The sequence below is a fragment of the Pseudooceanicola pacificus genome, assembly GCF_009789075.1.
GTDB lineage: Bacteria > Pseudomonadota > Alphaproteobacteria > Rhodobacterales > Rhodobacteraceae > Pseudooceanicola > Pseudooceanicola pacificus.
Map to the genome: position 1 here is coordinate 188,065 of NZ_WNXQ01000006.1, position 26,781 is coordinate 214,845.

Genomic DNA, 26,781 nt, shown 5'->3' on the forward strand with positions numbered 1-26,781 from the left:
TTAGAAAAATCAGCGCAATTTCTTGTTTCGGGGGGTGCTGCTCCGCTATGGTTCGCGGGTAATTCCAGCGAGGCAAGCCTTTGCGCAGCGTCCGACGGGCCGGTCTGATCCTGGCCATACTTCCGCTCTCAGCACTTCCGCACGGCGCGGCCGCGCTCGACATCCGCTCGTGCACGGTGGCCCCCAGCCAGGTGATCGACGTGGCGGTCGAGATACCCGGCCTGATCGCCGAGATCTCGGTCGACCGGGGCAGCACGGTCAAGGCCGGCGACGTGCTGCTGCGGCTGCGCGACAGTTCGATCCGCTCGCAGGTGGCGCTGGCCAAGCGCCGGGCCGAAGATGACACCCAGATCGCTGGTGTCGAGAAACGGATCGAGGTGATCGAGGGCCAGCTGGAGCGCGTCCGCTCGCTGTTTCAGCGCAACCTGATCGCGCAACGCGAGGTCGACGGGGTCGAGGCCGACCTGATCGCGCTCTATCAGGAGCGGGACCGCCTGACGATCGAGAAGGACATGGCCGCGATCGAACTGCTGCGCGTGCAGGACATGATGGCCCAGCGGACCATACGCAGCCCGATAGACGGACTGGTCACCGACCGCAGCGCCGATCCCGGGGAATACGCCAGCGAACAGAAGCCGGTGATGACCATTGCCGCGCTCGACCCGCTGCATGTCGGGATCTACGTGCCGCAATCGGTGGCCGGGCAGCTCAAGATCGGCGACGAGGTCCCGATCTACCTGGACACCGCGCCGGATACCGCGCTGATGGCCAGGGTCGACGTGATCGACCGGGTGTTCGACGCGGCCTCTGGCACCTTTGGCGTGCGTCTGGTGCTGCCGAACCCCGATGGCAGCCTGCCCGCCGGGATCCGCTGCCGCGCCCAGCTCTGATCGCCTGACCTACGGACCAAGACACCCCGCCGGATCATCCGCGCGGGGTGTTTTGCTGCCGGGACCCGGGCCAATCAGCCCGGCCGGTATGGATCAGGCTCGTTTCTTCTTGGCGTTGCCGTTGGCGTTCCCTTGGCCATTGCCATTGCCGTTGGCATTTCCGTTGCCGTTGCCGTTGCCGGGCGGGACCGGGGCAACCCAGGTCCAGTCCACTTCGCCATCCGGATCGGCGCTTTCGGACCCTGCAGGCGTGTCGTCGATATTGGCCGAAGCGGGCAGAACCAGCAATTCGACCTCACCGCCGCCGCTGTCGCCTTCGGACGGGGGCGTTTCGCTTGTGCCGGTGTCGGTTTCGACGATCCAGCCCTCGGCCGCGCCACCTTCGGCCGCACCGCCACCCAGGGTGGTGAAGCCATCGGCCTCGGGCGCGCCCGATCCCCCGGTCCCGCCGGTCGAGAAGCTGAAGGCGGTGACAGAGGGCTCATCGCCCACCAGATCGACCGTGGAGGGATCGGTCGGCTGCGGCGCCGGTTCGATCCCGCGGCCGTCGCGGCGGCCATGCGAGTTCCCGGGCTGGGTGCCGTCAGGCGCGCCGGTGTTGTCGGTCCACTCGTCGTCCTGCTGGGTCACCATGCCCAGCTCGCCATAGGGCTCACCCAGGTGATCGGGGTCGTTGCCCAGGCCGATCCGGGTCATGTCCATGCCGTCGCTCTGGCCGACCTGCAGCAGGAAGTCCTGGATCCACGGGGCCGGAGAGCGCACCACCGTCCAGTTGCCGAAGGGCGAGAAGGGTACGACGAAGTTGTTGTACTCGCCCGCCCAGTCGATCATCCGGTCGTGCGAGGTGTTGGCGATCAGCATGTCGCGCCCGCCGCCGCCATAGGCCAGATCGCCGTAGCCCGAGATATCGGTAGTGGCGGCATCCGGCGCGTCGTTCAGCCCGCCGTTGGTGGACAGGTCGTCGTCGAGGTTCAGGATGTCGCCGTCGAGCCCGCCCCAAAGGTGATCGCGCCCGGTGCCGCCGACGATCCAGTCATAGCCGATATCGCCGAACAGCCGGTCATCGCCATCGCCCTTGGCCCATTCGCGGGCCATCGGGGTCAGCTCGCCCTCGTCCGCGTTGAAGTTCAGGACATGGCCGTCGATCCGCTGCAGCGCGTTGTTGGCGTCGTAGAACCCGTCTGGCACCGCGATCCGGCCGGTTGCGGGGTCGACCTCGGGGCGCCAGTCGCTTGGCGCCTCGTAGAACTCGGCCAGCGCCTCGGCGCCGGACAGGCCGTCATTGCCCGCCCCGCCGTGCAGCGAGTCATCGCCCAGGCCGCCATAGATCAGGTCGTCGCCGCCCTGCTCCCAGGGCTCCAGGTCCACGGTCTTCTTCAGCTCGCCCAGTGGGTTGAGGATGGCGTGGAAGGCTTTGGCCTGGGTCGAGACGATCTCTTCGACCTCGGCCACCGTCAGGTTGATCAGCGTCTCGGTCAGCCCGTTGCGGCTGGTCAGGATCTTGCCGTCGTCACCCAGCACGCCGTCATTGCCGGTGCCGCCCGAAATCCAGTCATTGCCCGCGCCGCCGATGACGTCGTCATCCTGCGCGCCGCCATAGACCGTGTCGTCCCCGCCCATGGCGTGGATCGAATCGTCGCCCGCCTCGCCAAAGATCAGGTCGCTGCCGCCGATGTCGGTGGGATCGCCACCCGGGGTATAGGCCGCGTATTCGATGGCCCGCACGTCCACGCGTTCCACGCCCGTGTCGCCGTAGGTGTCCCACTGGAAGTGCAGCGCGGCGCCGTCCCTGACGATGCGGAAGATGTTGCCGTTGTCGCCAAGGATCACATCGGCATCACGGGCATGCCCGTCGACCGAAGTGTCGCCCAGGCTGTTGCGCAGGATGTCCGAGGTGTCGCCGCCATAGATCGTGTCGGCATCGTCGATCAGCTTTTCGCCATCCGGGTCGCCACAGCTTTCGCCCAGGAACATCAGCGAGGAGCCGCCGACCAGGTCGTCCTGGCCCAGCCCGCCGATCAGCAGGTCGCTGTCGCCGCCGCCCTCGATGTAATCCATGCCGTCGCCGGTCAGCCCGCCGGGGACGGTGACCGGCCCGCCGGGCGCGTCGAAGTCGATGGAGCCGTCGCCCATCACCGTATCCTCGCCCCGCTGGCCGAACAGCCGGTCATTGCCCGCGCCGCCCGCGATCAGGTCATTGCCCCAGGTGTCGGGCGATGCGCCTTCCGAATGGTTGAAGAGCGAGATGTCGCGGCCCTGGGTGCCGGTCAGGCTCGGCTCCCACACGGCCGAGATATTGGGGACATAGCCGCCGGTGAAAAGGCCGGTCGCCGGGTCGATCTGGTACAGCGTCTCGCCGGTCAGCGTCCGCAGGCGCTGGTCGAGCGTGTCGTCGCGGCGTAGGATCTCGGCATTGTCGCCGGCCACCACGTCATCGCCCTCGTCCGCGTCGATCAGGTCGTCGCTGTCGAAGCCGCCGCAGATATTGTGCCCGCCGATAATGTCGTCGGCCCCCAGCCCGCCCGAGATCAGGTCGCCGCCCTGCCCGCCGACGGCGATGTCATCGCCCTCGCCCAGGATGATGCGGTCCGACGCGCCGGCATCCGCCCCGTCCGTGAAGGTCGAGGTGAAGGTAAAGGGCAGCGCCGCCGCCGTGGTCAGCGGCAGTTGCGACAGGTCGATCAGGCCGGTTTCCAGCCGGTCGATGCGGCCGTGATCGCCAAAGACCAGGTCATTGCCCAGGCCCGCGACGATCAGGTCGCCCCCCGTGCCGCCGATGATGGCGTCATTGTCGCCGCCGCCGTCAATCGTGTCATCGCCGCCCTGGGTCGGGTCGGTCACCCGGACGCTGTCGAGGCTGGCGCTGTCGCTGTCCATCGACTGCCAGTCCAGCACGCCGTTGTCGCCCAGGATGATGTCCATCCCCGCGCCGCCCAGGATCTCGTCGGCGCCAAAGCCGCCGATGACCATGTCGTTGCCCGCGCCCGCGTCGATGCTGTCGTTTCCGCCGCTGCCCTGCGTGGTCGACCGCGCCTGCACCAGAGCGCCAAACTGCAGCGTGACATGGGCTTCGTCGCCGATGATCAGGTCGGTGCCTGTGCCTGCCAGAATGCTGTCGCCCGCGGCCCCGCCGATGGCGATGTCGTCGCCCGCGCCGGTGTCGATCACGTCGATCCCGCCCAGGCTGGACACGGTGGTCTGGATGTCGGTTGCGGCACTGCCATCGGCCGCCCAGACGATCACCCCGTGATCGCCGATCGCCACGTCATCGTCCGGCCCTGTGGTCACCCTGTCGCCGCCATCGCCCGCGATGACCGAGTCGTAGCCCTCGCCGGTGTCGATCACATCGGCCCCGCCGCCCATGCCGGCATAATCCGTGGTCCAGGCCTGCTGCAGGATGGCGTTCACCAGCGACAGCTCTCCGCTGTCGCCCAGGACCAGATCGTTGCCGATGCCGGTGGTGATCGTGTCATCCGCCGTACCGCCCAGCACGCTGTCGTTTCCGGCGCCCGAGCGGATCAGATCCGCCGCGCCCAGGTTGGGCGAGGTGCTGCGCACCGTGACCACGACCCCGGCGTTGAAGATCACCATGCCGTTGTCGCCAAGGATGATGTCGCCGCCAAGGCCGGTATCGACGATATCGGCCCCCACGCCCGCCAGCACGATGTTGCGGCCATCGCCCGCGTCGATGGAATCGTCGCCCGGGATGTCCAGATCGTCGGTCTGCGCCAGCGCCAGCCGGGGCGCGCCGGAAACCAGCGACCAGTCGACATTGCCGGCATCGCCGATCACCAGATCCGCGCCCGCGCCCGACAGGATGCTGTCGCCGCCACGGCCGCCCAGTACGGTATTGTCCCCCTCGCCCGCGTCGATCAGGTCATCCCCGCCGAACTCGTTCAGCGTGGTGGTGACGTAATCGGTCATGCCCTCCGTCAGCTCCAGCATGCCGTTGTCGCCAAGCACAAGGTCGTCGCCCGCGCCGGTTGCGATATCGTCGCCGAAGGCGCCGCCGAACACGATATCATTGCCCTCGCCCGCCACGATGCTGTCGGCGCCGCCGACCTGGCCGTGACGCGATTGCAGCAGCGACAGCCAGACCGGGCCGGGATTGGTGAAATCGGCCTCGCCCTCGTCGCCCAGGACGACGTCGTCGCCGGTCCCGCTGTCGATCCGGTCGGCCTCGGCTCCGCCAAAGACGCTGTCATGGCCCGCGCCTGACGAGATGTCGTCGCGCCCGCCCATCCCCGAGGAACGGGTCACCGCATTGGCGACCAGCCCGTTGGCAAAAAACGCCTCGGCCCCGTCGCCAAAGATCAGGTCGCGGCCGATGCCCGTCTCGATCAGGTCGTCGCCCGCGCCGCCAAAGACGATGTTATCGCCGCTGCTTGCCATGATCCGGTCGTTGCCGCCCAGCTCGGGCCGCTCGGTGGACACCCCGGTGATCACGCCGCCGGCAAGGGTCACCATGCCGTTGTCGCCCAGCAGGATATCCATGCCGCCCGGATCCGTGATCACGTCGCCGCCGATGCCGCCCAGCACGATATCCGCGTCCAGGCCGCCGGTGATCTGATCGTCACCACCCACCGCGGCATTGGCCGAGGCGATCTGCGTCACACCGCCGGTGGTGAGCACCTTGAGCTCGCCCGGCTGCAGGATCGTGCCGTGATCGCCGAAGATCACGTTATGGCCGAGCCCGCCGGAAATCACGTCGCCCGCACCGCCCATCGAGGTATCGGTGGTGGTGACCCGCGTCACCAGGTCGACCGCGAAGCGGCTGTCGCCATAGATGTGATCGTCGCCGTCGCCGCCGTCGATCGTGTCCTCGCCATCGCCGCCTGCCAGGTGATCGCCCGCGTGACCGCCGATGATGCTGTCATTGCCGCCGCCGCCGTCGACCACGACGGTGCCGGTGGTGGCGCTGATGTCGATCACGTCATCGCCATCCGCCCCGTAGGCATAGCCGTTTTCGCTGATGTTCCCGGCCACCGAGCTGTAGCGCAGATTGCCTGCGGCGGTGTCGCCGTAGATCACCAGCGGGCCGTCATGGTCCGTGGCCGTGATCGTGTCATTGCCGCCGCCGCCGTGGATCGCGGTGATGGTGTCGGCCGCGGTGCTTTCGACGGTGAAGGTGTCACCGGCGCGGCCCAGCAGGACCTCGACGATATCCATGTTGGCATAGCTGATCCCGCCGGCATAGGTCACCAGGTCGGGGGTGCCTTCCTCGCCCTCGTCAAGCACCAGATCGCCGCCCATGCCCAGGCCCGAGATCGTGCTGGCCGTCAGCACGCCGGTATCCGGCGCGTTGGAGCTGTCGTTGAAGACGTTGACCCGGTCGATATCCTCGCCATCGTCGGCGGGGTCGGCCGGGGTGCCCAGGGGCGCGTCAAGCTCTGTCGGCTGGATGATCGCCGGCTCGATCGAACGGGCATCGGGGCCTGCGCCACCTTCCAGCAGCAGCGGGCCGGCAATCTCGTTGACCAGATGCGGGCGCGCCGAAACCGTCTTGATCGGGTTCGCCGGGTCGGCCACCTCTGCGGTCGGGTCGACGGTAACGTCGATCACCACCGGCTGGTCCCAGTTCGTCGCGTCGAAGGTCACCGTGCCAGCGGCAAAGCGGGCATCGGCGCTGCTGAGGATCGTCTGGCCATCGCCCGAGACGGTCACCGTTACCTCGCCCACGGGCTGCTGGCTGAGCATCAGGGAATAGCTGTCGTCGCCCCCTGCCCCGGTCGAAACCACGGTGCTGCCATCGGTTTCCAGCACCACGACCGAGGCGGTGTCGTTGTCGATGACATCGACCTCCAGCTCGACCTCTTCGGCGTCGAATGCGCCGGTGGAGCTGCTGGCGGTAAAGGTGATGTCCGCGCCATCGCGGTTTTCCGGGTCGCTGTCGTCCACCGCCGAAACGGTGACGAATTGCGCCACGTTCCAGTTGCTGGCGTCAAAGGTCAGCGTCGTGGCGTTCAGGCCCAGTTCGGGGTCGGCATCCAGCGCGACGGTCACCACCTCGCCCGCATCGGGCTGCAGCGACAGGGTCACGGCAAAGCTGTCGTCGAACCCGCCTTCGTGCACGAGCGTGCCGCCGCCGGTCGGGGTGAGCACGATGGCTGCCTTGTCGTCGTCCTGCACGTCGACCTTGATGTCTTCCAGGCGGATGCCGTTCAGATCGGCCTCGGTCGAGATGATCGAGTGGTTGATCACGGCGGTTGTCGGCCCCTCGGCGGCACTGTCTTCGGCGGCTTTCACCCAGACGGTGCGCTGCGTGGTCCAGTTGCCGGCATCGAAGGTGGCGACGACCTGATCGGAATAGGTCACCCCGTCGAGCGAGACGAGCACGGTGCGCGATCCCGCCGCCATCGCGGTCGAGGCCTGGGCGGCCGAGATCGTGATATAGGCCTTGGCCCCGGCCGACGGCAGGGCGTCGGGCATCTGGATGGTGTAGCTGTCGGTGCTGCCATTGCCCTCGGCGACCGCGGTATCGGCGCCGGTCTTTTCGATCAGGACCGGGTCGGAATTCGCGGGCTTCACGATCAGATCGATGCCCGCGCCGGGCAGGTCCACCCAATTGGCATCCGTCGCCGGATCGGCATCGGCGAAGTGGGTGATCACACCCGACTGTCCGCCGTTCGGGGCCGAAACGATCGGCGCCACGACGCTGCCGCCGATGTTGAACGTGTCGCTGCCCAGACCACCGATCAGGCGGGTCACCACGCCGTCGGCGGTGGACAGCACATAGAAGGTATCGTCACCCTCCAGCCCGTCGACCTCCAGCGCCTCTTCGACACCCGACAGGGTGACCGACAGGCCCGCGCCAAAGATCCCGTCCTCGGTCACGAGGAAGGTATCGTCGCCTTCGGAGCCGACCGCGACCACCTTGTCGAAGCCGGCGCCGCCGTCGATATCGACCGGGGCGTTGATATTGTACTGGATCTGGTCGTCGCCCGCGCCCGCGTTCAGCACGGACTGGCCGCCCAGCGACGTGCCCTCGCCCTGCGCCAGCAGGAAGGCGCGCAGGACAAAGATATCGTTGCCCGCCTCGCCTTCCATGCGCAGGCCCGCCTGGTTGGAATAGACGCGGAAGTTGTCGTTGCCTTCGCCACCGTAAAGCACGGTTGCCACGCTGTTGCCACGGCTCAGATAGCCCAGGGTCGTCTCGATGGTGTCGATTTCGTCACCCGGGGCCACATTGGGCGCCTCACGCTCGGTTCCGAACATCTGGCCGATCTGGAAGGTGTCGTCGCCGATCCCGCCGTCCAGCGTCATCAGCGCGCTGTTGTCGTCCATCGCGAACATGTCGTCGCCCGCGCCCGTCTCGATCCGGATCCGCGCGTTGATCGACTGGTCGTAGTTGATCCGCTCCAGCGCCGCGCCAAAGCCGCCCGCGCCGTCGTCCTGCAGCAGGGCGATGAAATTCTTGCGGATCAGCACGGTATCGTCGCCATCGGTGGCGCGGATCAGCATCCGGTCCAGCCCGTCGTCCGGCGCGCCGGTGTCGAAGGCGTTGATGATGACGTCGCTCAGCCCGGTCAGGTCGATGGTGGTCACGTCGGTGCCGCCCTCGCCGTCGATGGAGAAGCTGTCGCGCAGCCCGCCCCGCACCGTGGTCATCGAGGGCAGGCGCACCACGTTGATCGTGTCGTCGCCCGCGCCCGCGCGCAGATGGGTGTTGCCGTCAATGGCGCTGACCATGATGTCGAACAGGTCGTCCTCGGCCCCGCCGAGCAGTTCGATGGCCTCGGCCGTAAGGCTGCCGGCCAGGATCATGTGCCCGCCATCGGCATCGCTGTCGCCCAGATCGACCGACAGGGTCATCGTGGTGCCCGCGTTGAACGAGGCCCCCGCCGATTGCGTCAGCAGGCGGCCCGCCGCCAAGTCCAGCGTGGTGGCGGTAGTGATGCTGCTGCCCGGGGCAAAGCTGATCATGTCACCCGCCGTCAGGGTCGCATCGTCGCCAGAGGTGATAATCGCGTTGTCGGCAACCACGATGGCGCCGTCGGTGATGATCAGCATCGAGTCGTCGGACGCGATGCTGCTGCTGTCGGCGAAACGGATCTCGCCCGGGCCGTTCAGCTCCATCGTGCCGCCCGCGATCACCTGCGCGCTGTCGCCCACGAAGATCTGGCTCGCCGCGATCAGCATGTTGCTGTCCGAGGAAATCAGCGAGGAGCTGCCCGTCGCGACGAAGCTGCCACCGTTGATCAACATCGACCCGCCGGAGGTGATCGCGGCGCTGTCGCCGACCTGGACCGAACCGCCGAAGATCGCCATCTGCCCGCCCGAGGTGACAAGCGAATCCGCCCCCATCACGATGGGGCCCGAGACGAACACCTGCAGCGTGTCGCCCGCCCGGATTTCGGCGTTGATGCCGTGGGTCAGGGCGCCTGCATTGATCGTCAGGTCGGTGCCCGTGCCGATCAGGCTGGAAATGCCGGTTGTCATCTGGCCTGCGGCCACGATCTGCCCCGCACCGGTTTCGGCGACCAGCGTCGCATCCCGCCCGTGCGAGAAGGCATCGGTGCTGATGCCGAAACTGCGCTGCGCCACCTGGGTCGAGGCACGGCCGGTGGTCAGGATCGTTCCGGCCGACATCGCCAGCACGTCGACGGCAATCGACGACCCGTCCCCGGTGAGGATCTCGCCCGCCGCCTGCAGGAACGCGGTGCCGGACTGGTTCGCGATGCCCGACGCGTTGCCGGTGGAAATGCTGCCGGTGGTCGCGATCAGGCGCACCGTCTCGCCGAGGTTGGTGGCGGTCGTCGCCGCGATCGCGCTGGCGCTTCCGGTCAGGATATCGGTCGCCGTGATCTCGACGGTATCGCCGGTGATCGAGGCAGAGCTGTTCAGCGCGACATCGCCCTGCGCCGTGATCTCGACCTTCTGGGCCGCCGTCACCCCGGCGCTGGTGCCGATGGTCACGTCGCCAGCCGCGTCGATCAGGATATCGCCCGCCAGCGCGTCGATGGAGCCGCCGCCCTGCACGATCACGTCGCCCGTGCCGGTCAGAACCACATCGCCCTGGGCGGATTCCGCCTGGCCGACATACATCGCGCCCGCAATTTCGGTCACAGTGATGCCGGTGCCCGCGATCAGGGTGATATGGTTTGCGCCCGCCCGGCTGCTGTCGATTTCCAGCGCGTCGGCCACGGTGCCGATGCTGCCCGATGCGGTGATGCTCAGCCCGCGGGTGAAAATGCCGTCGCTCGCCGACGCGGTGCCGTCCAGCACGCTGCCGTTCGGGGTGCTGAGAATCGTGTCGCCGACGGCACGGATCGTTTCGACCAGCAGGTTGCCCGCGGCGACGTTCAGGATCGCATTGCCCGCCGTGGCCGAGACGAAGCCCGCGACCATGTTGCCCGAGGTCTGGTTCAGGTTGACCGACCGCCCGGTGGCGCTGTTCACCCGGTTCACGCTGATGTCGAGGCTGTTGGAGCCCGAACCGATGCTGCTGCCCCCCGCGCTCAGCGTCAGGGTGGTGCCGATCACGTCGGCGATGGCGTCATTGGCGAAATCCGCGATGCCCCCGCCCGAGGACAGGCTGACAAGACCGCCGGATTCGACGCGGTTGACCTGCATCACGCCCGAAGTCTCGTTCAGGTAGATCGCACCCGGCGCCGTCGCCGTCACATGCCCCGAGGCGTTGTTCGAGCTGTCGATGTCGAAATTGTTGGCCGACGTGCCGATGCCGCCATTGCGCGAGGTCAGGACGATATTGCGCGCGGTCACATCGGCGGTGCTGTTGGAATCCGCATCCGTCAGGCTGCCGCCCGCGATCAGCGTCGCGGTGCCGTTCACCGCCGAAACCGTGCCGATCTGCATCGACGAGGTGCCCAGCACCTCCAGCGTCGCATCGCCGCCGGTCGAGACGGCGCGCGTGATCTCGTACTTGCCTTCGACCGTGCTGTCCACGGTGGTGGTCGAGAAGGTGCCCGGAGTCGCACCCGGCACCACGACAACCCGTGTCAGCTTGCCCTGCAGGCCGGTGAAGTCGATGTCGTCGCCCGCTTCGAGGTCCAGCCCGATGCCGTCCGCCGGGGTGGTGCTGGCGGTCGAGGACAGGAACGAGATGTTGGTCGCCTGGACCTTCAGGAACAGGTCGTTGCCCGCGCTGGCCTTCAGGTCCAGCGGGAAATTCGCGATGGAGCCATTGGCGAAGTCGCGGCCACGGATCAGCTCGACAGTGAACGGATTGGCCGCAGAGCCGATGGAACCGCGATCCGTCACGATGTTGACGGCGGGCGTGAAGACGCCCAGTTGCATGGTGGCAAACATCTGCCCCGCGTCGCCGGCGATCAGCTCGACCCCGCCGGCCTGGGTGATGTTGCCGCCAAAGGCGCGGAAATCGTAGATCGCCGCCACATTGGCGATGTCGTCAAGGAACAGCACGTCCGAGGTGGTGACGGTGGAATAGTTCCGCACCTTCAGCGTGGTGTAATCGCCGCCCGCATTGTGGATCTGGAACCCGGGCTGCACGTCCGCCGGGGCGGGACGGCTGTCGACCACGGTAATGTCGGGCTCGCCCCCGTTGTTCGAGATCATCGAGACCTGCTGGATGTGCATGTCCAGCGCGGTGTAATTCTCAAGCGTCACGTTGCGCAGCAGCTTGGGCAGGTAGATGTCGGCATCGCCGCTGACGATCCCGCGTACCAGCCGGATATCCAGCTTGCCGCCCGCATCGTTGAAGATGTCGTCGACCAGGATACGGGATCCGTCGATATCGGCGCCCACGTTGGATTCGGGCGCGATGGTGCCGTCGGCCAGCACCCGCAGCAGCCGGTCGGTGCCCTCGCCCAGATAGATCGAGCCGCGCAGGTCGACCGTATCGTCCGCATCGTCGCCAACCGAATTCTCTGTGGCGTCGCTGTCGGCGAATTCAAAGACCGTGACAAAGTCGATGACCGTCTCGGTGACCCATTCGACAATTGCATCCAGCGGCCAGGGCAGCCATTCGACCACCTTGCGCACCACCTCGCGGACGACCTCGACCACCTTGGTGACCACGCCGGTCGCCTCGGCCGCCGCGACCTCGGTCACGACGATGTTGGACGCGCCGTCGATGTCGACGGCCTTGCTCACCATCACGGCGGGGTCGTCCATCGTCACGACGGACTGCCCCCAGACCGTGCCATCGGCCTGTGCGTTGGCGGTGGCCAGCACGGTGGTGTCGGAGTCCGAGATCGCGCGCGAGATCACCTCGGACCCGATATCGGTGGCGGGGTTGTCGAGCGCGCGGCCATCGGCGTCCATCTTGATCAGGTCGCCCGCCTCGATAAAGGCGGTGCCCTGCTGCAGGATCCGGGCCTGCGCCTTGTCGGCGCTGGTGCCGATGTTCAGCTTGGACACGGCGGTCGAGAAGGCCCCGGCCACGGTGACCTTGGTGGTCGACACGGCCTCCTGTGTGCCGACGACCTCGTTCAGCGCGTCGATATCGACGGTGGAGCCCGCGGTGATCCGCGACCCGGTCGACAGGATCACGTCGGCATCGCTGTCCATCTCGGTCAGCACAAAGGCGGTGGAGGACGAGGCGATGGCGCCGCCGGTCTCCATCGAGACGCTGACATCCAGCTTGGTGCGGTTCGCGGCCAGCAGCGTGACGGTGGTGTCGGCGTTGATCGAGGCCCCGTTGCCCACCACGACATTGGCATCCGCGGTGATGTTCACAACGCCCAGTGCCCCGCCCGCGGCGGCGATGGAGGGGATGCCGACATTGGCGAAATCGCCGCTGAACAGCGCTTCGAGGGAGTCGAGCAGCTCTTGCCCCGAGGACCCGATGATCCGGCCGTAGGCGGTGCCGTCGGTCTGTGCCAGCAGGTTGGTGTTGGCGCTGTCGATGCTGGCATTGCTGCCCATCGTCACGTCGGCGGTGGTCGTCAGGTTGATCGTGCCGGTCGCGGAGCCGCCGGTCAGCAGGCCCGCGCTGCCGCCGGTGACGGTGTTGCGCGACTCGCCCACGGCATAGGCCTTGATCCGCACCAGGTCGTTGGCATCCAGGCTGGTGGCATTGCCCACCTCGGCATCCGCATTGGTGGTCGCCGTGCTGGTCGCCGTGGCATCGCCGCCCGACACCAGGCCGGTGGCGTTGTTGTCCGCCACGGCATCGGCCTCGTTGAAGGCATAGGCGGTGGCCAGGATATCGTCGGCCGCGCTCACATCGGCGCTGCTGCCGAAGCCGGACCAGATGTTGACGGTCGAGGTTGCGGTCACATTGCTGTCCGACGACGCCCCCGCGCCCCCGGTCGAGGTCGAGGCATAGGCGCGCGAGGCATCGCCCAGACGGCCATTGCCGTTCACGTCGCCGACGTTGAACAGCGCATTGACCACCACGTCGCCGCTGGTGGATTCGACATTCGCCGCATCGCGGATCTCGCCCCGCACGGTCGCGGTGACGGTCGAGGTCGCATTGGAATTGCCCACGGCCACCGCGCCGCCCGCCACGCCCGACACCATCGCATCGGAGTGCACGAGAGAGGCCGCCTGCACGATCACGTTGCTGCCGGTCACATCGGCGGCGCTGCCGCGGATGTCGGCGGTGGTGGTGCGGGTCACGGTGTTGGTCGCCTCGGCGCCGACCCCGGCCCCCAGGCCCCCCGCGCCGGCCTTGCTGGTGGACACGGCATCGACGGAGTCGTTTGCGCCCACGGTCACTGTGCCGCTGGCGTTCACGGTGGTGCCGTTGACCCGCGCGGTATTGCTGCCCGAGGTATTGGCCGCGGCGCTGGAGGTGCCCTTGCCGATCAGCCCGCCGATGACGCTGTTGGCATCGGCAAGCGCATTCAGATCGCCCAGGGTGCGCACCGTCAGCGATCCGGCCGTGACCGTGCCCGAGGTGGTCTGCGAGGTCAGCACCGCACCCGCCGTCGCGCTGGCATTGGCCCCCGAGGAGCCGAAGAGCGCACCGGCCGAGGCCTGCGATGTGGCCGAGGCGTCCAGCCCGAGGTCCCCGACCTCGGTCATCACGGTGCCATCGGAATTCACGTTGTGGCGCGCCTGCACCAGAACGTCGCCGCCGGTCACCGTCAGCACCGCGCCGCCGCCCGCCTGGGCGATGATCGTGGGCGTCACGCTGGCGACCGCCCTGGATTCGCCCACCACGAAGGCGCCGCCATTGATGCCCTTGGTCACGGCATCCGCATCGGCCTTGCTGCCCGCGTCGATGGTCACCGCAGTGGCATCGACCCGCAGGCCGGAGCCCGATATCTCGGCCGTCAGCGTGCCGCCGATGGTGGCGGTGGATTCGATCTTGGCGACCGACCCGACGGCCCCGGCGGTGCCGGTGGCATCAGTATTCGCCTCGTGATCGGTCAGGGCATGCACGGTCACGCTGCCCGCGTCGATATCCGATGCGCCGCGGATCTTGGACGACACCGTCGGGTTCAGCGTGGTGATCGCCTTGGACAGACCGATGACCACGCCGCCCAGCGACAGACCCTGAAGCGTGGTCGTGCCGACCATCTTGCTGTCGGCCAGGATGTCGATGCTGCCGTCCACGTCGATGGTGGCCGCGTTCACATCGGCCTTGATGGTGCCGCCGCCGTTGATCGTCACCTCGTTGAAACCGGCCGAGCCGAGCCCGCCCGAAAGCGACCGCCCGGTCAGGCTGACCGCGGTGTCGCCCTTGGCATCCATGTCAAAGCTGCCGACGCCGCCATTGGCGCCCAGCCCGATATCCGCCGCGCTGCCGACCAGCGCCTGGGTGGTGCCGGTGAGGGTCACCTTGGTGACAGAGGCCCCGGCGACATAGCTGCCCGCCGTGATCTGGCTGCTTGTCATGGTGATGTCGCGTTCGGTCGTCGCCAGCAGGCGGACCGAGGCCGCATCCGTGACGTCGCCCTGGATCTCGGCCGTCGCCCCCGAACTGTCGGTATGGATCACGACCGAAGCGCCCAGCACGCCGGTCACGCCGCCCCCGGCGAGGACCGAATTGGCATTGGCCGCGATGCGCATGTCGGATTCCACCCGCACGCTGCCCGCGGCATTTGTCAGCCCCGAGGCCACGCTGGCAGAGCTGTCGATACTGGCGGTGGTGGTCCGCGCCAGGGTGTTGACCGAGACGCCCGCCCCCAGCGACACGAGGCCCAGAGAGACTGCGCCCGCGTTGGTGTCCAGGTCGATCCGCTCGTTCGCGAGGATCTTGACGTAGCCGCCCGCCTTGACCTCGCCGCCGACAAAGGCGTCGGTGCCCTGGGTCGTGACACTGGCGGTGGCGTCGCTGGCGATGGTGTCCGAGGTCAGCGTGCCGATCTGCGTGTTGACCCCGCCCATGATCGCGTTGAGTCGCTCCGTCGCCGACAGCTGGCCGGTGCCGTCCACATCCTCGGTCCCGTCGCTGGAGGCAAAGCCGCCCAGCACCTGACCCGACCAGTTGCCCGGCGCGGCGGCTTCGTCTGCCGCCTGCATCGCGTCGACGCCATTGTCGCTGATCTCTTCCGTCTGATCCGCGTTCAGCCCAGTGCCGAAGGACAGGACCGAAATCGACGCCGCGATGGCCCCCGCCCCGCCGCTGCCCGAGATGACCCACTGTTCAACGTCCATCAGCTCGGCCGCGCCCACGGTCACGTCGCCGCCTGCCTTCACCTTGGTGCCCGCAGTCGTATAGGCGCTGGTGTCCGACCGGATCACCCCGACGCCAAGCGCGCCGCCCGCGCCGACCCCCAGGCCGACCGACAGCGCGCCGTTGCCGACGAACAGGTCCAGCAGGTTGCCCGAGGTGATGACCACGTCCTGGTCCAGCCCGCCCGCCGCGCGCTGGTTCACCTGCGCGCTGCCGCCGACATAGGCGCTGGTGTCGCTGTCCACGACCGTCACCGCGATGGCCCCCGCAAGGCCCGCCGTCGCACCGATCCCCGCAGCGGCACCAAAGACAAAGATGTCCTCTTCGCTCTCTGCCGTGACGATCACGCCCTCCGCGGTGCTGCGCGACAGGGTGTCGTTGTCGTAGATGTCGTCACTGCCGCTGATGCCGCCGTTCAGGGCCGAAACCCCGCCGCCGCCGGCCAGCGCGTCGACCCTGGCGGTGCCCGCGATATAGGCCTCGGTCGTCTTGTCGACGACCACGACGTTGATCCCCGCGCCCAGGCCGCCGCCGCCGGCAATCCCGGCCGCGCCCGCGATCACGTCGATGTCGCTGGCATGATCCGCCGCGATGACCGCGTTGTAATCCGCCTGGACATCCGCCGCGCCGTCGATGCCCGCGCTGACGCTCGACAGGACCACGATCGCATTGGCCGAGGCCCCCGCCGCATTGCCCGCCGCGCCGGCGACCGCGATGGTCACGGCCAGCACGTCATCGGTGCCCTTGGCGCTGATCAGCACGTCGCCCGCGCTGTCCAGCGTCGCGCCCGAGACAAGCGCCGTGGTGGCGTTGCGGAAGACCGCCGCGCTGCCGCCCGGCGCACCGGCGGTGCCGCCGACCGCGACGGCGGCCATGATGTTCAGCGAATAGCTGTCGGTCGCCGCGCCGATGGCGATGTCGTCGCCCGCCGTGGCGGTCGTCAGCGTGGCCCCCGCCCCGGCCTTGGCCGTGGTGGTGTTGGCGATCACGTTGACGTTGCCGCCAACCGCAACCGCCCCCGCGCCGCCCGATCCGTTGACCGAGAATGTCTCGATCCGGTCGGTCGCGACGGCCTGGACCGAAATGCCCCTGACGGTGCCGGTCGTGGCGCTGGCCACGCGCTCCTTGGTGAAGCCCTCGTCGGCAAAGCCCTGGCTCGATGCCTCGGTCGAGGAGGCACCCGACAGGCCGACGCTGATCTCGTTCTCGTCCGTCGGCTCGGTCTCAAAGGTCACGCCCACTTCGCCGGTCAGGCTGCGGTCGCCACTGCCCGTGCCGTTGGCGGTGACCTTTGCCCCGCCTTCGACCTCGGCGCGGGTGGCCTTGGTCACCACGGTCACGCCGCCCGATCCCGCGCCCGAGACCAGCCCGCCCGATGCCGCACCGGCCAGGACGTCGCTGATCGTCTCGTCCAGCGCGACAACCGTCACGGTGTCGCCCGCCGTGACATCCGCACTCGGCTTGATCAGCGCCTCGGTGGTGTTGTTCACGCTCAGGACGGAGGCCGCGCCCGCAAGCGAGGCATAGGGCGCCCCCGATCCGCTGACCGCGACGACAACCGCCTGGTCCTCGGACAGCGCGCGGACCGAAATATCGTCGCGCACGTCGACCTGGCCCGCGATCCAGGCCCGGGTGATCTTGGTGGTGACCTGGGCGCCCGCCCCGGCGGCAGCCCCCGTGGCCCCTGCCCCGGCGGCCGCGCCGCCGCCGCTGATGACCAGCCCGATGTCACGCGCCAGAACCCTGAGGTCCTGGGTCGAAGAGGCGTTGGTGTCGGTGATCGTCACGCCGCTGCCGATCCAGGCCTCGGTCGTCTCGTTCTGCACGCTCACCGCGCCCGAGCCTGCCACCCCGACCGTGCCGCTGGCGCCTGCGCCGATGGCCCCGGTCACGATCAGCTCGTTCGAGACGGCAGAGACTCCGATCCCGCGAACCTGTTCCAGCATCGGATCGCCGCCCAGCTCGGACCCGGTGGGCATGTAGGTGCCGGTCAGCAGCCCGCGGGCGTCGATCGTCGCCGTGCCGTCGATGGCCGCCGTCGTGGTGTCCACATGCACCGACACCGCCGCTGCCGCGCCGACACCCACGGTGCCGCCGCCGCCCACGCCGCCCGCGATGCTTTCCAGCACCGCGTCGCTGTCGGCCAGAACCGCCACCGTGCCGTCGGTGTCGACCGACCCGCCGGTGATCCGCGCGGTGGTCGTGTCTGTGACTGTCGTGCTGGAAATCGCACCGGCCACGCCGACATTGCCCGCCGCGCCGCCCGCGACCGAGGGTGTCGCCGCAAAGACGCCCGATTGCGCCACCACATCGACGCCGCGCACCAGCCGCCCGTCGAGCGAGGCCAGCGCGCGCGAGGTCGCCCCCGCCGTGCCATCTGCGGTGATCGAGGCATTGCCCTCGATCTTTGCCTCGACCCTGTGCACGGCGACCACGGTGCTGATCGACCCGCCGACGCCCGCCGCGCCGCCGCCCACGGCGATGCTGCCCGCGCCCGCAACCAGAACGGCGGACTCAACCGGCTCGATGATCGCATCGCCCAGGTCGATGTCGTTGATCCCGTCCCGCCCGGTGCGGGTGTCGGCAAAGATGGTGAGGTTGCCGCCGGTGTCGACGGTCGCGCCCTCGACCCGGGCGCGCACCGTCTCGGTATCGGTGACAACGGCGATGACACCCGCCGCCGCACCCTGCCCGCCAACCGCGCCGGCGATGCCCGCCGCGACCAGCACGGGCGAGGCGCTTGCCACCAGGTCGACCCCGTGGATCGACCGTGTCGCGCCGCCATCCAGGATATCGGTTGCCGTCCCGCCGGTTGCGGTCACCGTCGCGCCGCGCCCGACCAGGGCATCCGTTTCCGCCACGCGGGTCAGGGTCACGAGGGTTGCACCAAAGGCGCCGCCGCTGCCGCCCGCCACGCCGCCCGACACCGGCACGATGACCGCGTCGCTGTCGGCCTCCAGCGTGACGTTTCCGCCGGTGGTCACCACGCTTGCCGCCGGGATCGCCGCGCCGCCGTCTGCGACCGACAGCGCGCCGATGCGCGCGCGGGTCGTGTCGGTCTGAACCACGGTGGAAATCGAACCCGCGCCGGACAGGCCCGAGCCGCCGCCCGCGCCCGACACGGTCAGCCCGGTCACGACGAAGAAGCTGTCGGCATAGAGGTCGACACCCAGGATGGTCCGCGTGCCCTGATCGTCGGGCACGACCGAGGCCGCGCGCAGGGCCTCGGCGGTGACACTTGCGCCGTCCGCGATCTCGGCCAGGGTGTCCGAGACGGTCACCGCCACGGCGACCGAAGCCCCCAGCCCGCCAGAGCCGCCAAGCGCCACGGCGCCCGACCCCTGCACCATGACCAGGTCGCTGTCGGCGGCCAGCGTCACGTTGCCGGCGGTGGTCACGACCGCGCCGCTGCCGATCAGCGCCTGCGTCTCGTCATCCGTCACCAGCACGGTGATCGCACCGGCCCCGGCAAAGCTGCTGCTGCCCGATCCGCCAACCGTCAGCGCCACGATGACCAGGTCGCTGTCGGCCGAGACGTCGACACCCAGGATCGAGCGCGTGCCATCGTCATCCGGCAGGACAGAGGCCGCGCGCTGCGCCGACGCCGTCACATCCGCATCGCCGATCATCGCCCGCGTCACGCTCTTGCGCGCGACGATGCCGCCCGACAGGCCCACGCCCGTCGCGCCGCTGGACACGGCAATCGCGCCGGTGATCGCGGCGGCCTCGGCAAAGGCATCGGCCTGCACGGTCACGTTGCCCGAGGTGGTGACCATCGCGCCATCGCGGATCGCCGCCTCGACCAGCGAGGCGGTGCCGGTCGCGGTCGGGTTCTCGTAATCCAGCGAGGGGACGGGAGTGTCGGTGTCGATCACCTCGTCCGTGCCGAAGAGGAAGCTGCCCGAGACGCTGCCCGCCCCGGCAAAACTGCCGTTCGAGGCAGAGCCCGAGATCGCAGCGGTGTTCGACAGCACCGTGTCATTGGCAAAGACATCGACGCCGTGGATCGTGCGCAGCTCGCTGCCGAAATAACGCGACAGGCCGGAACTGCCATTGGCGGCGACACTGGCATTGCCACGGATCTCGGCCTTGGTCTGGGTCACGGTGATCAGCGGCGCCACCGCGATGCCGACCGCCCCCGCGCTGTTGCTGAGCGCCACGGCGCCCGCGATCATCCCGCCAAAGAGCATGCTGTCGGCGGCGACCATGACACTGCCGTCAGCGATGACGGTGCCGTCGATATAGGCGTTGGTCGTCCGGTTCAGCACACCCAGCGAGAAGGAGCCCGCACCGGCGAAACTGTCGGACTGCGCCCCGCCCACGGCGAAGTTCAGCAGCGCATCCTCGGACCAGGCCAGGACGGAGACGCCCGCCCGGGCCTCGACCTGCGCGCCGGAGCCGATGAAGGCCAGCACGTCGCGGTCCACCGACTGGATGCCGAAAGCCGCGCCAAGCGCCGCATTGCCACCCTTGGCCACGCCGCCGGACAGGCTGATCTGCAGCGTCGTCGCGCTGGCATCGACCACAACCGCCTGCTGCGCGCTGGCGCCGGGCGCGGTCTTGGCCGGATCGGGATCGGTGGGATCCGCGTTGACCAGCGCCCCGCCGTCGATCGAGGCCTGTGTCGTTCCGCTCACCGCCGTGGTGGCGACGGAACCCGCCACCGCGACCTCGTCCGCCTTGGCGCCCGCGACCGAGACCATGAACAGCTTGTCGTCGGTATCGGCGCTCACCAGCAGCCCGGGCACGGTGCCGCCGCTGTAGGTCAGGCCCGCACCAAAGCCGTGCACCACGATATTGGCCGTGCCGGTGACGCGGGCGGTGGTGTCGTGGCTGACAACCAGCGTGCCGGGCGCGATGCCCACGCCGCTGCTGCCGCTGGCGAAACCGCCGGCGACGCCGACGGCGATCAGCTCGTCCGTGGCAAAGATGCCAATGCTGCCGGTTGCGGTGACCGAACCGCCGATGCTGGCGGTCACGTCGCTGTCGACCCAGTTGAACCCGACCGAACCGGCAATGCCCAGCCCGCTGTCGGAACTGCCCAGGCTCGCCGCAAGCGAAACGATGACCGAGAAATTCTCGGCCTCGACAATCACGTCGCCGCCCGCCCGGACCGTGCCGTCGATGCTCGCGTCCACGTCGTCGGTAAAGATGCCCACGTCAAAGGCCGCGCCGACCGAGGTCTTGGTGCCATCCGCCGCCGCACCCGCGACATTCACGCTGATCGCGTAATCCTTGGCGGATACCTTGACGTCGCCCCCGGTGATCACCGTCGCCGCGCTGCCGATGGTGGATGTGGTGGTGTCGTTGGCCACGGTCACGTTGACCGACCCGGCAATGGCGGTGTCCGCGCTGGACCCGCCCGCGCCGCCGACCGCAAAACCCACGCTTTCCGACCGGGTTTCCGCCTCGACCGTGACATCCCCGCCGCCGGTCAGGTTCACCGTCCCGTCGTCGATTGCCGCCCGGGTCGTGCGGTTGAAGACCGTCGCGCCCACGGCGCCCGCGATGGCGGTGTCCTGCGCGCCCGCGTCGCCCTCGCCCGTGATCCTGGTCAGCGGGATCGAAACCGCGACGCTGGGCCCGCTGGTCTGGGCATGGGCCTTGACGTTGCCGCCCGAGGTCACGTCGCTGGCGATCTCGGCCGTGGTGGCCTGGCCCACGATGTTGATGCCGACCGCGCCGGAAATCCCCAGCCCGCCGGAACCGGCGACATTCAGGGTGCTGGCATTGGCCACGACGGAATTCGGATCCAGCGGCGGCGGGGTGGTATTCGACGATCCGCCGCCGGTCGTGGTGCCGCCGCCGCCCGTCGTGCCGCCCGTGGTGCCCCCTGTGGTGCCGCCGGTGCCACCCGTGGTGCCCCCGGTGCTGCTGTCCGGCTTGGCCGCCGCGATGGCGATCACAAGGCCCAGGTTCAGGCTGTCGGCGGCAACGGTCACATCGCCTGCCGTCCTGATCCCGGCGTCAAAGCCGGGAACCGACGGAATCGTCCCGTCGACCACGTTCCCGATCCGGGCCAGCGTGGTGTTGTCCATCGCGTTGACGGCGGCACTGGCACCGATGCCGGTGCTGCCGCCCTTGGCAAAGGCCACGCCAAAGCTGAGCATCGTGCCCACGTGATCGGCATCCACCGTCACCGTGCCGGCCATCACATCGGCGCCGTCCTCGATCCAGGCGCGCGCGGTGTTGACGTGGTCGTTGATCGAAACGCTGCCCTGAAAGTTCAGGTCGTCGCCCTTGCCGCCCGCATCGGTCAGGTTCATCACGAACTGCCGGGTGTCGGCATCCACGTTCAGCCCGTGGGTCACCCTCAGCTTGGCCCCGTCGCCGACATAAGCGTCGGCCTCGTTGGTCTTGGCGACATAGCTGAACGACCCGCCGACGGCGGATCCCTCGCTCTTGGTCGCGCCCTTGAACAGGGCCTGCACGTTGGGAATGCCGACGATGTCCACCGTCTCGACAACGGCCTCGGCCTGGACGGTCGCGCCCTCTTCGCCGGTCACGGTCACAAATGCGCCGTCGCCGATGCCCGCGGTCGCCTTGTTCCCCACGAGGTAGACATTGACCGATCCGCTCAGGGCGAACCTGCCTTGGGTATTGGTGTCGGAATTGCCCGCGGCGGCGCTGGCGGCGGCATAGCTGGTGGCGATCTTGTTCGGCAGCCCCAGCTTGGGATTGGCATAGCCCAGGAACGGCACGGCGGCATCCGCCACCCCGGTCAGGGCCGGGCCAAGCGCCTCGTCGTAATAGTCCTGGAACACGCCAGACGAAACCAGCGCCGCGTCGCGCGTGGCGTCCGGATCCTGGGGATCGACGCTGTCGATCACGTTGCTGAAGGCATCCGCGATCGAAGGCATGTTGCCGATGGCATCGCCCAGATCGCCCATTGCGGCGAAAAAGGCGGGAATCTCGTCCAGGAAATCGACCTGGTTGGGGATGATCGCCTCGGCCTTCACGTCCAGTTCGGCGGCGGTGATCGTGGCGCCGTCGATGCGCGCCAGCGCGTCGTTGTCGAACATCGACACATTGACCGCGCCGGCCAGCCCGACGCTGGCCCCCGCCTTGGACCCGCCGATGGCGGCCATGCGGAAATTGTCCTCTGTCCGGGCCTCGACGGTGACGGCATCACCCGCCGTGGCGGCAGAGCCGTCAAGCATCAGCGCGCTGGCCTGCAGGGAGTTTTCCGACACGATCACGCCCGCCGACAGGCCAAAGCTGCCCGGCCCGCCCCAGCGACCGCCCGCCGGCGTCGCGTTGGAGTTCAGCCGCTGCTGCGCCGCCTGCTGCGGGCTCTGATCCGCGAGAGAGGGCTTGGACTTCGTCGCCGCCTTGGCGCCCAGCGAGGTTTCGGCATTCACCGCCTCGGCATGAACGGTCACGTTCTCGGTGGCGACCAGCGATCCCGCAACCTGCGAGGTCGCGGTATTGTCGAGGAAGGCCAGCGTGATCGCCACCGCCTCGCCCTGGTTGGCCTGAGGCTGGATGATCCGCGCCGAGGTGCCGACCGACTGATGCGTGACCGTGGTGCTGTCGATGGTGACATTGACCCCGGTGATCAGGCTGCTTTCCCCGATATCGGTCAGCGAGGTCGTTGTCGCATCGCCCAGCGTCATCGCGATGGCGGGCCCCTTGACCCGCTTCATGCCCCGGACGTCCGAGCTGGAATTCTTTTTCTTCTTCGCCACCGTCAGGCCCGAAACGATGGAGGTGGACACATCCAGCGTGTTGTCGGCCTTGGAATCGATGGTGATGTCGCCGCCCGCGCTGATCAGCACGTCGGTGCCGATCCTGGTGGTCGCGGTCGCATCGGATTCGCCGAAGGTAAAGCCGATGTTCAGACCCGGATTGTTGAACGTCAGCACCGAGGTCGCCTGGGACAGCACGTCCAGCGTGTCCTCGGCCCAGATCGACACGTTCGGCAGAATGTCGACCTGCGCGATGGCGGCGGCGCGCATGAAATGCACCGGGATCAGCCGGGTGAGCGACCCCAGCATGGGCAGGTTGTCGAACTGGTTCTGGATCGCGTTTTCCAGCTCCGAGGCCGCCAGCTGGATGCCGCCGACAACCAGGGGGATCTCGCCGTCTTCCAGGTCGCCCTCGGTGCTCTCGTCATCGGGCAGACCCAGCAGGGCATCGACGTCGATCTCGATTTCGACGGCCTTGCTGCTGTCGGCGGAGGAGGTGATGTCGACCGTGCCGCCCTGGATCGTGGCATTGCCGATCTGCACCAGCGAGGCCGCGATCTTTTCGTTCAGCCCGGGGGTAAAGGCCAGCGCGTCCAGCGCGAACCCGGCATCGACGCTGATCGACACCTTGCCGCCAGGGATCGTCCCGGCCCCGCCCTGCGGTTCGGCGGCCAGCAGCATCGCGCCGCCGCCAATGGCGATACCCGCGCCTTCCAGCACCTCGTCAGGATCGGAGAACGGATTCTGCCCCTCGAAGATCCCCGCGAACCGCGACCCGCTCACCGAGGACCCGCCGCCGGTCAGGATGATGTCGCCATGACTCACGGCGGTGGAAATGGATGTATAGCGCGTGTTGATGACCGCGCCGTTGCCGATCGCGATCACCTCGGCATCCATGATGACGTCGCCGCCGTCGGTCGACAGGTTCTCGTTCATCAGGATGACGTCGGCGCCGAAATCGCCGCGCACGGTCAGACCGCCGGCCCAGTCCTCCAGCCCGTCGCCCAGGTGGAAGGTGTCGTCGCCAAAGCCCAGGTTGATCACCAGCGGCGCCCCGGAGGAGAAGGCAAAGCCGCCGTACAGCGCGCCACCGCCGTCGATCAGCTCGAACCGGCCAGGAAACAGCGAGGAGGCCTGCAGCGTCAGGTCGTCGCCGCCGATGGTACCGCCCACGGTGATCGTCGGCTCCATCCCGGTGAAGCTGAAGGTCTGGAAATTGATGTTGGCCGTCCCGCTCGCCGACGTCGTCGCGCCGGTGAAGATCGAGCCCTGCTGCACGATCACGTCCTGGCCAAGCGCACCGCCGTGGATCGTGCCGCCAAAGCTGCCCGGCCCGTCCAGCAGTTCGGACGGGTCGTTGATCGCGCTGACGATCTCGAAATAGAAGGTGTCGTCGTTGCCGTCGGCGCCTTGCAGCACCTCGAATCCGTCAAAGAACGCGCCGTCGACCACGCCGCGGTCCGCGGCGGTGAAACGCCAGGTGACGTCCTTCTGCGGGCCGAAAAGCGTGTCGTTGCCGCTGCCGCCCTTGATGGTGACCAGCACATCCGGGTTGCCCGCGCCGTCCAGGTCGGTGGCGGCATCCAGCAGCTTGGCGTCCAGCCCTTCGATCCTCACCAGGTCGTCGCCATCGCCCAGGTCGAAGCTGACGGTGCCGCTGTCATAGGGACCGCCACCATGCGACTTGAGGAAATCGAGTGTCGTCAGCGACCCCGCCGGGCCCATCTGCACGCGCGAGATCCCGTCGTCGGCCGCGCCGCCATCGGTCAAAAGCACATCGCCGCCGCGGCCCGCGACGGCGTCGTTGATCGCCCGGTTGCTGGCCGCGGTTAGGTCCGTGACCAGCTCGACATTGCTGAAGGTCCGTATGTGATCGGTGGCGTCATGGGTCTGGGTGATCGTTCCGGATCCGTCCGCCCCCAGATCGTAGGTGACCGTGTCAAAGGTCGGCCCCTTGAGGATCAGTTCGTCCTCGCCATCCCCGCCGTCAAAGCTCAAGGCAAAGGCCGGGTCGGGGCGGAACATGAAATCCACGGTCAGCCGGTCCTCGCCAGCCGAGCCGGTGATATCCACGTTCGTCAGCGTATCGACTTCGGAGCTGGCCAGGGTCAGGCCGGTGCCGTCGTCGATCAGGCGAATGTGGTAGAGGTCGGCATCGGCATCGTAGTTCAGATCCAGCGTGTAATCGCCGCTATCCGCCAGGGTATGGGCAAAGATCGGATCGGCCGACAGCAGGATCCTCGGCTCCATCGCCTCGACCGAAAAGGACCGCACCGGCTTGCGCGCGGCTTTGCGCCGCTCGGCCGTGCGGGCCATCATTTCCCGAATGGCGGTGGTGTAGCTGCGTCGCCGGGTTTGGCGGAACTGCGGAATGTCAAAATCTGAGGAGTCGCGACCGAACGGATATGACATGAAATGACCCTGGGTATTCTGGCTGCGGCAAAATCACCGCTGCTGTGTACAAGCTATCATCCAGGCGCGGTTCCTACACGGCTTTTTCTTATAATCCCGATGAAACGATCTGTTGAACATTCGCGCAAAGATTGTTTCGGAGGTCTCTACTGTCCCGCCGCGCCGGCAAAGGCGAGCATCTTCTTGCGCCGGCCCTCGACCTCGACAAGCACGCGGCGCATCCTTGCGTCCTGTTTTTGCAACCTTTTCTGCGTGCGTTCCACCAAGGTCCGCGCCACGAGTTGACGCAGCGGCAGAACCCGCCAGACCCGGCGCACCATCACAGGCAGAGCGCCCCGCGCCAGTGCGGGGTCTTCCAGGCACAGAAAAAACATCATGGATGGCGCGGCGCTGCGTTCCGCGATGGCCTCGGGCAGGCGCATGTTCGGGGGCACGTCGCAAAAAACCATGCCGGCACGAATCTCCGCCGTTCCCGCGGGGCCGGCCGCGGGCGCGGCCAGGGCGGCCTCGGGCGTGATCGCGGCCGGGTGCACGGCTCTGGCCGAAACCAGGGTGGTGCCTTGTTCGGCAAGCGCCGCCAGATGCCGACGATGATCCGCCGCCGTCGCGGCAAAGCGCATCCGAACCGGCAGGGTGCCGCCCCCGCCCGGCCAGCACGGCGTCCGGTAGGTCCGGTACAGCTCGGACCCTGCGCCACCGTATCCAGCCGCGATCCCGCCGACCAGGGCAAAACGGTCCAGCGCGGCGGGGACGGAAATCTGCGCCACGCTGCGGTTGACCGGGCTGGGCGGCAGGCCCTCCATCACCTCGACCATCTGCTGCACGCCGCTGCCCCAGTTGCGGCCCGGATCGTGCTGCCCGGTCTCGGGGTCGATCAGCACCAGGCGGCGGGTTTCGGGATCGACCTCGTAATCCCGGCCCCGGTGCAGGTCGTGCAGGGCGGTCAGGGCGAGGATCAGCATGTAATCCCGCCGCGCACTGTCCGCCCGCAGCCCCCGGCCCCGCCCGGCGGCGGTCAGTTCGGCCACCCGGCGCCGGCCAAGCGCGGTGAGGCCGGGCTGGCGCGGCGGCGGGCCGGGCGTGAAATCCACCCCCGCCGACAGGTCGCGCGCAAGGCTCAGCGCCGCCCCGGCCTCGGATGCGGTGAACAGGCTGTCCCGCGCCCCGCCGGCGGAAATCGCGCTGGTCGCCTCGTCCAGCAGGGCGCGGTCGGCGCCTGCGATCAGCAGCGCCGGGGCGGGCC

Annotated in this window: 3 protein-coding genes; 1 reads left to right on the forward strand and 2 read right to left on the reverse strand. The window is 68.4% G+C overall.

From position 1 onward, the window contains the following. Positions 1 to 80 precede the first annotated feature (80 nt). The gene (locus GLS40_RS12345; protein ID WP_160383036.1) at positions 81 to 890 is read left to right on the forward strand and encodes an efflux RND transporter periplasmic adaptor subunit; all 810 of its coding nucleotides are present in this window, start codon (positions 81 to 83) and stop codon (positions 888 to 890) included. Between the two features lie 93 nt (positions 891 to 983). Here GLS40_RS12345 and GLS40_RS12350 read toward each other — a convergent pair whose 3' ends face one another. Further along, complete coding sequence (locus GLS40_RS12350; RefSeq protein ID WP_160383037.1) at positions 984 to 25,538, reverse strand: LEPR-XLL domain-containing protein; 24,555 nt, start codon at positions 25,536 to 25,538, stop codon at positions 984 to 986. A gap of 146 nt (positions 25,539 to 25,684) precedes the next feature. Then, positions 25,685 to 26,781, reverse strand: a 1,097-nt coding sequence (locus GLS40_RS12355; protein ID WP_160383038.1) for a preprotein translocase subunit SecA, incomplete at its 5' end; no start/stop codon positions are given.

Excerpts from the sequence above, each read along its gene's own strand:
- GLS40_RS12350 (WP_160383037.1), bottom strand. The coding sequence starts at position 25,538 with ATGTCATATCCGTTCGGTCGCGACTCCTCAGATTTTGACATTCCGCAG.